This window comes from Clostridium sp. AM34-9AC (genome assembly GCF_003480225.1).
Lineage (GTDB): Bacteria > Bacillota > Clostridia > Lachnospirales > Lachnospiraceae > Acetatifactor > Acetatifactor acetigignens.
On record NZ_QUIU01000008.1, the window covers coordinates 56,368 to 71,952 of the forward strand.

The window sequence follows — 15,585 nt, forward strand, 5'->3', positions numbered from 1 at the left end:
TCCGCCCCTGTGTTCCCTATGCTGTAGTCACACAGGGACTTTCCCCGTGTACATCTCTGCATAAGGCAGACGGAAAGGAGAATTCTTATGAAGCATTGGACACAACCTGAACTGATGGAACTGAAGGTATCCGAGACCGCCTGTGGATGGTTTCCCTGGTACCCCGGACATCCCGGCGGAGGAGGACATCATCCCGGACACCATCCCGGTGGCGGCGACTGTCAGCCCCCGCAGCCTTCTGAGGAACCGGAAGAGTTCTTAAGCTGACACGACGTTTCGCAGTGCGTGTACTTCCGCTGCCACCTCGGCAGTGGAATCACCTGCTGCCGGTCTCCTTATCCAAAAGACCGGTATCTGCTCCGCTATTTTCAGGCAGTTCTGCCAGATTTCCATTCCCGGATCCTGTTTTTTCCACAGATGTCTTAAGAACAGATTGTCTTTATACACGATCATGCTGTCGGGACCTGTGATTTTTTCTGCTTTTATCTTCCCGGACTTATCTTCCGCCTCTTTTTTCCATCGGATTCCCAGAAAAACAAATCGTTCCAGTCTGGCCTTTTCCCTTTGAAATACCCCGGTACAGGGCACCAGAAATTTGTCCTTTTTTTCATCAATATACAAAAGTTCTTCCGGGGGATATCCCTGCCTCAGCACCACATCCCTGCACAGCTTCATATAAGGAAAAGCCGGATACACCCACACCCCTTCTTTTCCGGAAATGTCCACCACTGCCATATCGTCTGCCAGAAAACGATACCCCCGTTTCAGCAGTTCTGCCGTCAGTGTGGACTTGCCCGCGCCACTCTCTCCGGCGATCAGGATCGCACCACCTTCCGGAGTTGCCAGCGCACTGCAATGGATGGGAAGTTTTCCCTGCTGAATGCTGAGCATTGCTATTCCAAAGCCCAGCAGATAGGTTCGTACCGCTCCGGGATCTCCTCCCTTCCGGATGTGATACCGGATCACCTGTCCCCGCTCCACACTCATGGCCAGCGTACGATTACACAACCAGCCTTTTTCTGTACCCAAAAAACTTCCGCAGACGCAGTCTCCGTGTTCTTTCCGAAACTGTGCTTCCTCCTCTTCGTCCATCGCCCGGATCCGGACCTTTTCCCGTCCGAAGTCCCTGTCATCCTCCGGTAAACGCACCGGATCCAGCTGTACAAAGTCCAGATCCGCTGTTACCCTCATGCCGTACAGATAGTAGTGGTACTGCATTCTTCCGTCACACTCCCTTCCCGGATGCAAAGTTCTCTGTCACAATATTTTAAAACACCCTTCCTGTGGGTGATAAGCAGGCAGGTGGGTCTCGGTTCTAATGCCCGGAGCCCCTGCAATACAGCGACCTCCGTAGCTTCATCCAGCGCCGAGGTGGCCTCATCCAGGATCAGAAACGGTGCTCTCCGCAAAAAGGCTCTGGCAATGGCGATCCGCTGCGCCTGTCCTTCCGACAGGCCATGCCCTCTTTCCCCGATGACGGTATCCAGCCCCTCCGGCAGTGACCGGACAAAATTTTCTCCGGAAGCCAGTTTCAGGGCCGCCCACAATTCTTCCTCCGAAGCATCTTCTCTGCCCATCTGCAGATTTTCTCTCACGGTTCCGCTGAACAGAGTATTCCCCTGGGGGACATAGGCAATAAACTTCCGGACGAAAGCTCCGGTCTCCTGCCTCTGTCCGCTGCCATTGTAGAAATCCACCGTTCCCGCTCCCGTTTCCAGAAAGGCCATCAGAATGCGGATCAGTGTTGTCTTGCCGATACCGGACTCTCCTACAATGGCGACAAATTCTCCCGGACAGATCTTCAGATTCACCCGTTTCAGCACCGGTTCCCTGGTATATCCGAAGCATACATTTCGAAGCTCCACTCCGATCTCCCATCCACGGATCTCTCCGGCTGCCCTTTGCTCCCCGGGAATTCTCTGTAACTCCATGATTCTCCCGGCGGAAGTCAACAGGGCAATGATCCGGGGAATCTGCTGGGCCAGTCCCAGGATCGGCGCCTGTACCCGGTTCACCAGTGTCAGAAATACCGACATAGTACCGTAGGTGATCTGTTGTCTCGACAGCTGCCATGCCCCGTAGGAAAATGCTATCAGATATCCTCCCTGAAAAGCCAGTGACATCACCGTGGAACTGGCGGTTCCCAGTCCGGTCTTGCGGTATACCCAGTAGAACCGTTCCTCCCGCAGCTTTGTCAGGCGCTCCACCGCCCGGTCCTCTCCGGTAAAAGCCTTTACGATCAGAAGGTTGGCCAGACTTTCCTGCAAAAAGGAACGGTATTCCGACTCACTCTCCTGCACTTTCCCCTGTAACCGTTTCAGGCGTTTTCCCAGCCACCAGGAGCACAGGGCTGCCACCGGTGCCACCAGCAGGGCAAACACCGCAAGGAGCGGGGAATAATAAAACAACATACAAAACACCAGTACCAACTCGATCCCCAGCTGTAAGATATTAGGGATCGTCCCCACAATACCGTCCGCCACATTTCCCGCATCGCTGGTCAGTCTTGTCATGAGATCACCGGTATGATAGGCCGTCACTTCCCGCCAGCCAGAATGCAGGATCTTCTCATAGATCTGCCGTCGGATCCCGAAGGAAAACCGCTCCGTTACCAGTGCAGTAAGCAGTGTCGACAACACCGAGATTCCCTGCATTCCCAATAACAGCAGCACATAACCCGTAAGCAGCCGTCCGAAACCGCTTCCCACTGTGGCATGATCAATGATCTCCTTGGTGATCTGCACCATGGCCAGCGAGGCAAAAGTCTCCAACAATCCAAACAATAACAGCAGACCAATCCTGCCCGCATAGGGAGCGGTATATTGCCACAACCAGGAAATATAATCTCTTCCTCTTATTTTTCCCATATGTGTCTACACCTCTTCCAGGATCCCCGCCTGTTCCAGTTTGTCCAGAAATGCCAGCACCTCTTTTTCACACACCTCTTCCATCACTTCATATTCTTCCATCAGTTTATGTAAGATAGCCTCCACCGTTATGCCGTCTTCGCCTTCCTGCCCGTCCAGCATATCCCAGATGTCGTTTCCCACACCTTTGATGCAGAAATATTTCCCCTGTTCGAAATCCACCATGACCTTTTCTCCCGCCAGGTCCGTCACATTCCTTTTCGCTTTCATTCGGATTTTTGCCGTTTTGTCCATTTTCTGTTCTCCCTTCTTTTACACGCTCTGTCTCCGTCTGTTAATCGAGCAGGCTGACTCATCATATACACCAAAAAAGCCCATGTAACCATGAGCTTCCCTGATCCATTCTGGCATTTTCCTCTCATACAGTCCGAAAACTACTGTACGTCTACGGTAGGTTCTCCGGAATTGCCGGAAGAAGGACCGTAAGTGGGGATAGTATACTTACCGTCATCGGACTGGTAAACGCCGTCCTCGATCAGACCTCCCTTAGGGCTGTAAGCCGTTGCTCTTACGTTCAGTTCCTCCATTTCGGGCTGACTCCATGCTTTCATTTTCCATTCCTCCTTATTACATTTTTATGATTTCTTACATTTCTGATTATAATAATTTCCCTGTAAAAATACCCTCTTTCTAACAAAACTGTAAGATTTTCGTTACGACCTCGTGGAGTGTATCCTTGTCCGACTGCCTGATCACTTCATAGATTCCGGCCTGCCCTGCGATCCGGACCAACTGTTCCATCAAAGGATACGGAATCCCGGTACTGTACCGGTAGGTATCCGCCAGATACAACTGGCTGCTCAAAGTCTCCAGTGCTTTCTGCCCGGTGAGCTTTTGGATACTCACTGCCTCTTCCCCGGTATTCTGCACCGCATCCTGCCACCCGGCCACAGCATCCTTTCGCAGCAAAAAAATCTTCCCGAGGAGCGCCGCCTCTTTCCGATAGCAATCCTGTCTGCGCCAGGCATATTTGTCCCTCTCTTCGTCAATATAGATCAGTTCTTCCAGCGGCTTCCCGCATTTCAGCGCCATATCACGACAAAGCTTCTGCTGCGGGTAGGAAGGCTCCGCCAGCATCCCCATAGTTCCCGGATGCACCCTCACTGTGTCATCCGCCAGAAATCCAAGCTTTCTTTGCAACAATTCCATGGCCACCGTAGACTTCCCGGCCCCGCTCTCCCCACAGAGTAAAATGGCCTGTTCCCCGGTATACAATGCACTTCCGTGAAAAAAGGGTTCCCCCCTCTGCAGACAGACCAGTGCCATCCCGGCACTGAGCAACAGGGAAGTGATCACAAGCAGTTGCGGTTCCTCCGAAAGCTCCACGGTGATCCTACTGCCCCCTTCCACATAGACCTGTGTTCCGTCCCGGATGCGGAACCAGGCCGATACAAAGCCGTTTGTCCAGGTCCCGTAGCCCTTCTGTCCCGCTTCCAGCAGGAAATCCGGCATCCTTCCGAATACAATTTTTACCTCTGCCTCTCCCGCCGTCTCCGGTACTGCCTCCGAAAAGGGGATCTGCGACTGCACCCGCAGTCCGTAGATTCTGTAAAAATATTCCATCATACCTCAAACCTTCTCCGATATTCCTGTGCCAGGCCCACATAAAAGCCACGCACCATGTCTGCTTTTGAGTGCCCGTTTTCCCCGGACATCGTCTCACCCGGAATCCCCGACAGTTCCTCACAGATCCGTTCCCACTGCAAGGCGAGCAGTTCCCCGCTTCCCACGCCCTGTCTTCCCTTGTGGAATTCATCCGCCAGAATCTCTTCCGGGATCTTCCCCTGTAAATACTGCCGAACCAGGCGTCTCTCCTGCCCGGCATGGGTGAACTGTTCCACCGGGAGACTTAGCACCAGTGCGATCAGCCGCTTGTCTCTGGTGGGATCTCTGGGCACCACTCCGGTGGCCAGAGACAGCTTTACTTCATATTCTCCGATCTGCCGCAAGGCACTTTTGTCATACATATACCGGGACACCGCTTCATGATCCCCACCGGCTTCCGCCGTGAGAAGATCCCGCCAGATCCACTTGCGGCTCCTGCGGTATTTTCTGCTGTAGACATTGATCTCCCGCACCAGTTCTTTGATTCTTCCCTGATGTAGCAGTGTCAGGAACAGGCTTCGAAAATCCCCATAGGATATGGTAATATTTCCGTACTGTCCCGACAGCAGGATCCCACAGTCTTTCTGAGCTGCCAGACGATAACTTTCATACATCCAGGGCAGATTCAGTACCGCTTTACAGGGAACTTCCAGAACTTCCCACAGCCTCCGGTTCTCCGCCAGCAGATCTCCCCGGTTGGTCACCAGATACTCCGGTTCCAGATTCCCGTGAAATCTCCGCACCAGTTCCACACTGCTTCTCTCATCCTCCACAGCGTACTGTCCCGGGATCCGTGCTCTTTCCTTCTCCTCCGGCACCGCAGTAAAGGAATACAGTTTCTTTCCTCTGGCGGCAAGGTAAGGTGCTGCATAAGCCGCCACCGCATTGGAGTCCAGCCCGCCGCTTAACAGAATTCCTGTTTCTTTTCCACCCCGGCCTTCCCGGATCACATCCTCCACGCAGTGCCGGAACACCGTGGTCACCAGCTCCCGGTACCCTGCTTCCGTCTTCCCCCTCAGGATCCTCCGTCCCGCAAAGGGATCCCAGTACTCCCTTCTGTGCACCCCTTCTTCAGTAAATACCACAATTTCTCCCGGAGCCAGTCGCAGGATCCCCGCATAGGGTGTCTCTCTGGGTTCCGACACCGCCCGCAGATCCCGGATGGTATAGAACCGGTCAAACCAGCCCGTATTTTCCTTCCAGTTCTCCCGTTCGCAGGTGATCCCCGCAAGCAGCGTGGAAAAATAGACCCTTTTTTCCTCCTGAAAATAATAGACCGAACGGTTTCCCACCGCATCATTGAACAAAGTCAGGGTCCGCTTCCCCGGCTCCAGATACGCACAGGCATAGGCTCCTCTGGCCACGGCAAGCGTTTCCTCCGGATGGCTGCAAAAGCTTTCATACAGAATTTCCCCGTCCGGATGGCTGCACAGATCCCGGATGCCTCCAAACCGCTGCACCAGTTCTCCGCGGTTATCCAGGATCACATCCGCCACGAACAGGCTTCTGCGCTCTCCCTTTCTTTCATAAGGGAATCTTTCTTCCACAGCTTCCCTTGTGACATTCTGTACCCCGCAGGCCAGATAATAGGTTGCCTCCCTTTTTTCCTGTATCCGGTCCAGGCAGCTCGTCCTATAGGCCTGCCGCATCCGCAGAGCCTCTTCCCACAGGTTCCCTGCACGATTTTTTCTTTGTGCCTCTGACTGCGCCACACTCAGATCCACAATTCCCCAGATTGCCGACATACTTATCCCCTCTTTCCGGAAGCCTCCTTACAGAACCGGGCCACGGTAGTATATCCGCCGCCGTCCCCTCCGGTCACATACATTTCCCCAAAACGCAGCCAGGCATGGGCCACCATTTTACCTTCTTCCATGCCACACCCCAGATACAGGGTGGAAGAAAGTCCCCGCCGGCACAACAGTCTCTGGGCCGCCAGCGCCCGCACCAGACATTTACTCTCCCAGGGAGTCTTATCACAGACCTTTCCCACGATCCGGGCGATACGCGCCGCCTGCCGGTATCCTTCCCGGGATGCCGTTCCTGCGGATTCTTCGTTTTCTCTGCCCCAGCCCTTCCGCAGTTTCCCCGGCGGCAGGAGCAGCAGCTGCATGCGGAAGATCGCCGAATAATAATAGGTAAGTAAGGTTTCTTTTTTCCATGGGTTCTTCCAAAGAAACCCTGACGGACTTTTCATGGCTTTCTTACACTCCTTATAAATATTTCAATGGAACAGACTAATGAAAACGTAACTGCAGTCTGCGGTAGATATCCTGTCTTACACCGATCTGTGATGCATCGATCTGCCGCAGCATTTCCCGCTTGTATTTTCCCCGGCCGCAGACCACACCCCGGACGGCCCGGATTCCCCAGGCTGCCGGAAGCAGAAATTTTCCCGCAACGGGATTTCTCGAAAGCCACGGGTAATACAACACCATATATTCATAAGGAGGGAACCAGTACCAGCGTTTCAGGACATCTCGGCCCTTTTCTCCCTTCTCCGGCTGCGCATCGCAGAACCGGTTCCAGATACCGTTTTCATCCTTGCCATAGATTCCACACCCCTGCATATAGTCAAACAGTTGCTGATAAAACGCTTCACCGGGCTCTCCCTGCAGCCAGATCCGGGCCAGCTTCTCCATATGCTCCGTAAATGCCGTCAGTCCCAATCCCGCAAACTGCTTTTGCAGATAGTCTGCGTTCATTTCCCCACCGAATTTTTCCAGAAACACATAAATGTCCACCAGATTCCGGATACCACAGCCTCTCTTGTAAAAATGCTTTGCCATATGAGCCATCATGTAAATATAGAAATCTTCCGCCTCAAAATCATACACATACAGAAAACCCTTTCTGCGCACCGCCCGGGACAGATCCGAGAAATAGGCATACTGCCTCTCGTCCACTGTCCGGTCATACATGGCTCTGTGCGCCTCCACCACGATTTCCGGTGCTTTCCGATAGATATCATGATGCTTGATCTTCTGTTGCAGGACATACCCCATGGCTTCCAGTTCCACTGCCGCCTGCTCCATGAAATCTCCGTGGATCAGAATGTCAATATCACTCATTTCCCGCAGAAACGGAGACGGATAATAGAATTTCATCCGGGCTCCTTTCATGGGTTGACAGGGAATCTTTGCCTGTTCCATCCGTTCCTCCAGCTTCTTCAATTCCTGCAGCTGCATACCGGTAAAAAGCATGCTTCCCAGTACTTTTTCCCGCAAAAGCTCTTTTTCTTCCTCCGAAAGCCCATCTGTTTTTAACAAGGCTCCCAAAAGCAGATAATCCATATGGTTCTCCTCTGAAATCTTTACAATCTCCCTTACAGAGACTCCCTCTGGCAGAGACGCCGCCTTTCTGTCCTCCAATCCGGCCTTTACCAGTTCCGCCAGATATTCTGCCATTGTTTCCATACGCGGTCCCCTTTCCCTTTATTCTTCAGGTACGCTTTCCGTGACCGTTTCCTGTACTCCGTCAGGAGCCTCCGTCTGATCCACAAGCGTTATAAGCTCTTCCGTATATCGCAGAATATATTCTCCCCGTGAGGCAAAATATTCCTGAATCGTATCCCCGTCAGCCAGATATCCTTCCTCTGTCTGTCGCAGGCCGTAGCGCTCCGCCGTGGCTGTCACTGCCACCCGGTAAGTTTCCAGAAGCGGTGTCAGATACTCTTCTGCCTTTTCCTTCGTCAGTTCTTCCACGTATTCCCGCATTCTCTGCCGGAACGCTGTCTGAAAGTCCTTATTTTTCAGCAATCCCTGTAAAAACAGATCTTCTGCCACCCCCGGACACAGATAGGTATTCACACTGTAATTACTGACCTTATTCCGTCCCAGAGTATCCGTGGCATCCGAGAATTCCCAGTGCCATTTTCCCGTCTCTCCTTCTCCTGCCCGTCGCCACAAAGTGGTGGAAAAAGAGTCAAACTGCGAATTACCGAAATAGAGATTGGCACAGTAATAATCCAGATAGCTTTCCAGATCCATCTGCTCCAGGATCTTCTGATACGTTCCGTGTCCGGAAACATTCCCCTCGGTCACCAGCCGGTACAGTTCTCCGTATTCCGGAGCGATCTGGGAGGGATAGCGGTTCTCTATGACCTGAATTTCTTCCGGGGAACCGCCGGCTCTTCGGGCAAAGGTTTCCGCCGTATTTACCCTGCCCACCAGATACAATCCCCAGAACTCCCCGTCCACAAACACCAGACAGCCCTTCCGCTCTTCCAGCGTAAAATCCGTGATTTCTTTTAACAGCAGTTCCTCTAAAACCTGTCTGTTCTTGGCCACATGATCCGTGCCGCCCCCGTACAGAAGAAACGTGCCGTCCCGGAAAAGCTCATACAGCTCACAACTGCTCTCCGGCACCGGATCCGCTCCCGTCATAAGAAAACTTTTCTGCCCGTAATCCAGATTTCCGTCCTTCCGCAAACTTAAAATTACCTCCCCCTCATAAGTCAGATATCTGTCCGCTTCGAAGTATTCCACATGGGCATTCATCTCTCCACCCCGGTAATAATTGGCAGAATCAAACCGCAGGTCATCCGCCGCCAGCGCATTCTCATAATCCACACCTGTGACATAATTGCCGCCAAAATAATCAAACAGCTCCACAGGATCCACAGTCAGCGACAACACCGGCAGATCCCGGTACATTGCTCTGGCCTCCATAGCCACAAAATAGCTGGCGCAGGTGACATTACTTGTCCTGCCTCCGGCATCTACTGCCACTGCCTGTAACACCACCGCTTTGTCCACGTCATTAAACGGCGCATAGTCCTGGTAGGCTGACACTGTGGAAATGGCGGAGTAGACATTGGGACTGCCGCAGATATTCGTTATCTCCACCGGTGCCTCATAGAGAATTCCGTTCTCCGGATCCGGCACCGTGCCATCCAGTGTATAATAGATACTGCTTCCCGCCGGTGCAGCGATCTCTACCGTAATATCCTCCGGATAAAACCCTCCCGGCAGGGAAAATACCGGCTGATCCCCTGTTTTGCTCCGGGTAACACGACTCCGGATCTCGATCTGCCCGCTTCCTTCCGTCTGTTCTTCCCGCTGCCCGCTGTCCTGTACCTGTTGTGTCAGCTGCTGTCTGTCATTCTCTTGGCTTTGCTGCAGCCAGATCAGAAAAGCGGAAAATCCCACACATGCTAACAGTGCCAGCGTGATTCCTATTCGTTCCCCCGTTTTTTTCTCTGTATCCATTTCTTCCCTCACTCAGTCCCTGTAATAAATATCTCTGGTGTATACCTTCTCCCGGACATTCTCCAGATCTCTGTGATAACGATTGGCCACGATCACATCCGACTGCCGCTGAAAGGCTTCCAGATCCCGTATGACCGGGCTTCCGAAAAAATCATCCTCCGAAAGTTCCGGCTCGTACAACAAAATCTGTGCCCCTTTGGCCCGGATCCGTTTCATGACGCCCTGGATACTGGACTGACGGAAATTATCGGAGCCGGACTTCATGATAAGCCGATAGATTCCTATGACCACCTTTTGCCCCGGTACACCGCCTCTACCCTGACTTCCCTGATAAAATCCCGCCTTCTCCAGAATACTGTCCGCGATATGATCCTTGCGGGTACTGTTGGCGGACACGATGGCCTGGATCAGATTCTGGGGAATGTTCTCATAATTGGCCAGTAGCTGCTTCGTATCCTTCGGCAGACAGTATCCTCCGTAGCCAAAAGAGGGATTATTGTACTGCATCCCGATCCGGGGATCCAGGCAGACACCCTCGATAATACTGCGGCTGCTTAAGTTCCGCATCTCCGCATAAGTGTCCAGTTCGTTAAAAAAACTGACCCGGAGCGCCAGATAGGTATTGGCAAACAGTTTTACCGCCTCCGCTTCCGTAGGGTCCATGATCCGTATGGGGATCTCCTGTTTTTTTGCACCCTCACGCAAAAGCTCTGCAAACCGTCTTGCATACTCCGCCATTTCAACGGACTTTGTGTCTGCTCCCACAATGATCCGGGAAGGATACAGATTGTCATACAGTGCATGCCCTTCCCGCAAAAATTCCGGAGAAAACAGGATCCTGTCCGTGTGATATTTTTCCATCAGAGACACTGTATATCCCACCGGCACCGTACTCTTGATCACGATCACCGCGTCAGGATTCACCTTCCGTACTGTCTCCACCACCGTTTCCACAGAACCGGTATCAAAAAAGTGAATTCCGGGATCATAGTTCGTCGGTGTGGAGACGATCACAAGCTCCGCATCCCGGTAAGCCACCTCTCCGTCCAGGGTAGCCTGCAAATGCAGCCTGCCGCCTGACAGATATTCTTTGATCTCTTTATCCCGGATAGGTGATCTCCCTTTTTGTAACAACTCTACCTTCTCCGGTATCACATCCACCGCCGTTACTTCATGATTCTGGGCCAGCAGAACTGCCATGGACAATCCCACATACCCGGTTCCCGCTACTGCAATCTTCATAGAAAGCTCCCACCTTTCCGTAATCTGCAAACTTTGTGGTTTCCTCTGCGGATCGGTCATTTCCCGAAGCCGCTTTATCATGAGGTATTTCAGGCAGAAATCTCTTCCCCATTGCCAACAGGGCCCGGAAATCCTTCCGGCCTCCGTAACACAACAGAAAAATGCCGTTGGACACAAGCAGACATACCAGTGCCCGCTCCAATAATTCCCGGATTCCTTCTACCGGTATCTGACTGCATACCCGGTCGGTCAGCATACAGTTTAAAAATGTTACGCTTCCATAGAAGACCAGTGTCCCCAGATAGCTTTGCCGGTCCTCTCCGTCAAACAACGTCGTAAACAGATTATGTATCAGCCACGGCATTCCTACGATGAGCGTAGCAACTACCGTAGACAGGATCACTCCGTACAGCCCCATAGGTTTCACCAGCAGAAGATTCAGGACCAGATTCACTCCTGCCGTTGTCAGTGTCCGGAACCGGTCTCTGTGCCAGATCCCGGCGGCATCCTTGTAGGCATTGAACAGCTGGTTGAACTCGTAGATAAAATAATATACACACAGACAGATCACGATCTGTCCGGGCAAAATGCCTGCCTCTCCGATCCACAGTTTCATAAAGGGCTGCAACAGACACAGCAGGCAGCAGGTGCAAAGTCCTGCGATCCAGGCGATCAACAGTGTAAATTTACAGAAGTCCGCATAATTTTTCCCCCGGCTCTCGGTCAGAAGACTATTGCCGATCCCGGCTAGAGTGGAGGTGAAAAGCACCCCTACCAGACCAATAACGGAAGTAACGATGTAATAATAATTCTGATAGACTGCCAGCACCGTCAGTCCCAAAAATGCCGAAATGACCAGAGTATCCGCGGAATTCACAATGACCACCCCCACCCGGGAGGTAAACAGGTCCTTGATCTTGCCCCGGATTTTTTGCCTGGTCTGCTCTTCCACCTGTCCCTTTGGGACATAATCCGGATAATTTTTCTGTGCCACCAGTGCGGTACACAGATTCGTCAGGATCTGTGCTCCCAGTGCCGCCAGCAGATACCAGTAATAATTCCGAAAGCCCACCAGCAGCCCGGCCTGTATAAGATACTGCAGCGTCCGTACCGCCAGATCCGCCTTATTTGCCAGGTCACTTCGCTGATGAGCTGCCAGCAGACTGTTTTTATACGCAAACAGCCAGTAACTGATGACACAGGCTCCCAGATGCAGCAGATACAATACATACAAATCCACATCCGGCGGAATACTGTCCGTTTTCACCAGCGAGGGCAGAAACGGCAGCAGCACTATTCCGGCCAGAAAGATCCCCAGACCGATCAGGCGGTAATATCTGCGATACAATGACAACAGAGCACAGATCTCGTCCTTCTTTCCTTCCGCGATGGGAGCATACATACTGTAGCCCAGTGCACTCCCTACTCCCAGCTCCGCCAGATTCAGGATCTGCAGTATGGAAGTAAACAGACTGTTCAGCCCCAGATATTCCATTCCCAGATACCGGATCAGCAGCGTGCGCATGATAAAAGGAACCAGAATCTGATACCCCTTCAGGAGTCCTCCGAAGATCACATTTCTGACGGCATTTCTGGTCCTTTTCATTCACACTTTCTCCTTCCGGCTTTCTGGCCGATCCACAGATCATAGGGAAAGCTCTGTAGCAGTCCCTCCCTCAGTTCTTCCAGTTCGGGCAATTTCATGGGTTCTGTTTCCTTTGCTTCCGCAAGGGATGTTGCCGAGCGCACCTCATATCTGCCGGTGGCAAAGTACCAGTCATAATATTTCAGCATCTCTTCCTCCATCCCCTGCCGAAGGAATACCGACGGGACCCCATAGCTCTCCGCCAGAATGATCCCATGTAACGAAGACGAGTATACCACCTCCGCCTCCAGAATTTTGTCGAGGAAGGTCCGGTAATCTCCGGTTCGTATGGAAAGTCTGTCATCTCCTGTCGTTTTCCGCTTCATGTAATGGTCGATCACCACATATTTTTTCTTTTTCTCCGGTCGTCTGCCGGGATAAATCAGAGGCAGCAGGATTGCCGGGTCTCCGTAGATCTGCGGACAGGTATATCCGTTCTCCCGGAGCACCTGTGCGGTGACCGGACCTCTGACTGCCCGGATATCCAGCTTCCGGTATCCCTTTTGTGTAGTCACCCGTCCCACATGGGCGAAGGAATTGACCCCGCTGCCCCAGATCACCGCATCGAAAACTCCCAGTCCCAACACAGAACCAATGGTCATCAGATGGCAGGGCTTTGCCGCCTCTCTGTACAGATCCAGTCCCAGACGGTGCAACATCCACTGCGTCACCACCGGTGCCAGCAGATCCCCCAGATTCTCATTAAAATTCCAGTACTCCAGATTTACTTTGTTCCTGTCTGCTTTTCTTCCGTCCAAGGTTTTTCGATTGCGCAATACGCCGATCTGTTTTGTCAGTTCCAATCCTCTCTCCTTCCCCTGTCCTACCGCCACCGGTACAGACTGTCCAATAGCCGGAATCTCTTATGCAGGAGCAACTCCCGCAGCAAGCGCCTCTTTCCCGTGGCCCGGTATTCCCGCAGGGCATTCTGCAGCGGCAGGGAACCACCGATCCGTTTCAGTTCCGCATATTTCCTGGTTTCCTCATAGCCGGAATCTCTATAGATCTTATGCAGATACATCAGACTCTTCCCCACGAAACAGGCATTGACCTCCGCATACAGTTCCTGCTTTGCCTGAAGCGTTCGGAAGCACTGCCAGGTGCGGTCCCGGAAATACAATAAAGCCTCATAATAGTTCTCATGAAAACGGTTCACCAGATTCTCCGCTTCCTTATAGTGATAACAATACAACGACTCCGGAACCACACAGATCCCTTTGCTCTTTTCCAGCACCTGCATGGAAAAAGCCATATCCTCACAGATGGCAAATTCCTCTCCGAAGCGGATATCATTTTCCAGAAGCAATTCCCTGCGGATCAGCTTATTCCATGGCGGATTGAAAAATTCCCGCCGGAAGTCCGATAAAAACCGCTCCTCCAGATATTCTTTTCCTCCACCGCAGAAAGCTTTTTCCGGAAGGTTATCCACACATTCTTTCGTCTGTTCCACCAGATATGTAAAACCGCACACCGAAAGATCCGCGCCGGATACTTTTGCCTTTTGATATAAAGTTGCCAGGGTATCCGGGAACAGGGTATCATCACTGTCCGTAAAAAAAAGATACTCTCCTTCAGCCTTACAGATCCCCAGATTTCTGGCACTGCTGACACCGCCGTTTTCCTTGTGCCAGACCCGGACCCTTGTGTCCTGCGCCCCCAGCCTGTCACACAAGGCCGAAGAGCTATCCCTGCTGCCGTCATCGATAAGCAGCAGTTCCCAGTTGGAAAAGCTCTGCCGGAAAATACTGTCTACACAGCGCTGTAATTCTTTTTCCGCGTTATACACCGGCACTACGATACTGATCTTTGTCTCTCTCATTTTTCTCCATCACACTGCATATTCTCTGCGCCACCTTGTCCCAGGAATACTCTCTCAGATACCATTCCCTCCGCCGTTCCACTTCCTCCCGGTATTTCGGATCCTGAAGTACTTCCCACAGATCCAGTGCCAGTTCCTCCGCATCCTCCCCGGAAATAAGCCTGCCGGTGCATCCGTCCTCAATGAACTCCGACATAGCGAATTTATCTCTGCCGATACAGGGCAGACCATAAGTAAGTGCCTCTGCAAATACCAGTCCATAGGCTTCAAAATAAGACGGCATACAGAAGACATCACACAGGTTATAATAGTCTGTCAGTTTTTCAGACCCCAGATCTCCCAGCAGGTGGATCTTCTGCCAGTCCGCCTCTTCTACCCTGATCTGCCTCTCCCGCAGAGCGTCCCGGATGTCCGACTCCTTTGCCCCCGCCAGATACAGCTCCGCTGACCACAGATATTTTTTCCGCAGGATTGTGAAAGCCTGTACCACCAACGGACCACCTTTTCTCACAAAATTCCTTCCCACAAACAGGATACGCCGCCCCTCCTTTGATCCCGGACGGATCCCTGCAGCATCCACATTGATGCCGCCTCCCACCGCATGGACCTTTTCCCGGGGGAGCCCGCATTCCCGGATCAGGAACTCCGAAAGCCACCTGCTCATGGTGAATACCCCTTCACTTTGCCGGTATTGCTCCAATTGTCTCGCCGCCCTGCGTTCCAGCGTCTTTTGCGGCACCTGATCATACTCGCAGTACCGATAGCCCACCGGATCTTCCCTCTGCAGCCACAGAATCGCGGGAATGGAAAGGTCCTGATAGAGATAGGATGCCAAATGCGCTCCCGACGGCCAGCCGCCAAACTGAAACACAGGCATTTTTTCGTCTGTCCTGTGCCGATGTCTCCACGCAGCATATCTCCCCGACAGCCGCAGCCGGTCCCGCAGGACCGGCCCGGGGTTCAGTCCCTTCTTCCTCTGCAGTCTCCGGAGTATTTTGCGGTACAGAGGATCCGAAAGTGCCAGATCCTGCACCTGCAGATAAGGCTCCATGGCCTGTCGCAGGGACCAGGCCGTTCCGGACCAGGTTCTCTTTTTATCTTTGTACCACAGGCATATATACAGTACTTCCGTCATAA

The 15,585-nt window shown here is 52.4% G+C and carries 15 protein-coding genes; 1 reads left to right on the top strand and 14 read right to left on the bottom strand.

Annotated elements, in window-relative coordinates:
* The first annotated feature begins 87 nt into the window (after nt 1–87).
* Nucleotides 88–267, top strand: a complete 180-nt coding sequence (locus DW835_RS06460; RefSeq protein WP_022312385.1) for a hypothetical protein — start codon at nt 88–90, stop codon at nt 265–267.
* On the opposite strand, the gene DW835_RS06465 is transcribed toward DW835_RS06460, so the two are convergent.
* From DW835_RS06465 to DW835_RS06525, 14 genes are all read right to left on the bottom strand, one after another.
* Nucleotides 259–1,218: a hypothetical protein gene (locus tag DW835_RS06465; protein ID WP_118669242.1), complete on the bottom strand. Its 960-nt coding sequence runs from the start codon at nt 1,216–1,218 to the stop codon at nt 259–261. The genes DW835_RS06460 and DW835_RS06465 overlap by 9 nt on opposite strands.
* Entirely contained in the window at nt 1,188–2,867 is a 1,680-nt protein-coding gene (locus tag DW835_RS06470) for an ABC transporter ATP-binding protein (protein WP_118669241.1), read from the bottom strand. Before DW835_RS06470 ends, DW835_RS06465 begins: the two co-directional genes overlap by 31 nt.
* A gap of 6 nt (nt 2,868–2,873) precedes the next feature.
* The gene (locus DW835_RS06475; RefSeq protein WP_243037075.1) at nt 2,874–3,137 is read right to left on the bottom strand and encodes a PqqD family peptide modification chaperone; all 264 of its coding nucleotides are present in this window, start codon (nt 3,135–3,137) and stop codon (nt 2,874–2,876) included.
* 164 nt (nt 3,138–3,301) lie between these two features.
* A complete protein-coding gene (locus DW835_RS17935) occupies nt 3,302–3,478 on the bottom strand; it encodes a hypothetical protein (protein ID WP_022312381.1) in 177 nt (58 codons plus the stop codon).
* A gap of 79 nt (nt 3,479–3,557) precedes the next feature.
* Nucleotides 3,558–4,493 carry a hypothetical protein gene (locus tag DW835_RS06480; RefSeq protein WP_022312380.1) on the bottom strand — a complete coding sequence of 312 codons (936 nt, stop codon included), beginning with the start codon at nt 4,491–4,493 and terminating at the stop codon, nt 3,558–3,560.
* On the bottom strand, nt 4,490–6,277 hold the full coding sequence (locus DW835_RS06485; RefSeq protein WP_118669240.1) for an asparagine synthase-related protein: 1,788 nt from the start codon (nt 6,275–6,277) through the stop codon (nt 4,490–4,492). The genes DW835_RS06480 and DW835_RS06485 overlap by 4 nt, the downstream gene beginning before the upstream one ends.
* A 2-nt stretch (nt 6,278–6,279) precedes the next feature.
* Nucleotides 6,280–6,729 (bottom strand): lasso peptide biosynthesis B2 protein, encoded by a 450-nt coding sequence (locus DW835_RS06490; protein ID WP_118669239.1) that lies wholly within the window; start codon nt 6,727–6,729, stop codon nt 6,280–6,282.
* 40 nt (nt 6,730–6,769) lie between these two features.
* Nucleotides 6,770–7,948, bottom strand: coding sequence for a nucleotidyltransferase family protein (locus DW835_RS06495; RefSeq protein WP_118730877.1), 1,179 nt, complete (start codon nt 7,946–7,948; stop codon nt 6,770–6,772).
* Between the two features lie 18 nt (nt 7,949–7,966).
* Nucleotides 7,967–9,742: a CotH kinase family protein gene (locus DW835_RS06500; protein WP_118669237.1), complete on the bottom strand. Its 1,776-nt coding sequence runs from the start codon at nt 9,740–9,742 to the stop codon at nt 7,967–7,969.
* Between the two features lie 12 nt (nt 9,743–9,754).
* Nucleotides 9,755–10,984 (bottom strand): nucleotide sugar dehydrogenase, encoded by a 1,230-nt coding sequence (locus DW835_RS06505; RefSeq protein WP_118730878.1) that lies wholly within the window; start codon nt 10,982–10,984, stop codon nt 9,755–9,757.
* Nucleotides 10,914–12,590 (bottom strand): oligosaccharide flippase family protein, encoded by a 1,677-nt coding sequence (locus tag DW835_RS06510; RefSeq protein ID WP_117465586.1) that lies wholly within the window; start codon nt 12,588–12,590, stop codon nt 10,914–10,916. The genes DW835_RS06505 and DW835_RS06510 overlap by 71 nt, the downstream gene beginning before the upstream one ends.
* Nucleotides 12,587–13,432 carry a polysaccharide pyruvyl transferase family protein gene (locus DW835_RS06515; RefSeq protein WP_117465587.1) on the bottom strand — a complete coding sequence of 282 codons (846 nt, stop codon included), beginning with the start codon at nt 13,430–13,432 and terminating at the stop codon, nt 12,587–12,589. The genes DW835_RS06510 and DW835_RS06515 overlap by 4 nt, the downstream gene beginning before the upstream one ends.
* Nucleotides 13,433–13,452: 20 nt before the next feature.
* Complete coding sequence (locus tag DW835_RS06520) at nt 13,453–14,448, bottom strand: glycosyltransferase (protein ID WP_022312372.1); 996 nt, start codon at nt 14,446–14,448, stop codon at nt 13,453–13,455.
* Nucleotides 14,408–15,583 (bottom strand): glycosyltransferase family 4 protein, encoded by a 1,176-nt coding sequence (locus tag DW835_RS06525; protein WP_182430263.1) that lies wholly within the window; start codon nt 15,581–15,583, stop codon nt 14,408–14,410. Before DW835_RS06525 ends, DW835_RS06520 begins: the two co-directional genes overlap by 41 nt.
* Between the last annotated feature and the right edge of the window lie 2 nt (nt 15,584–15,585).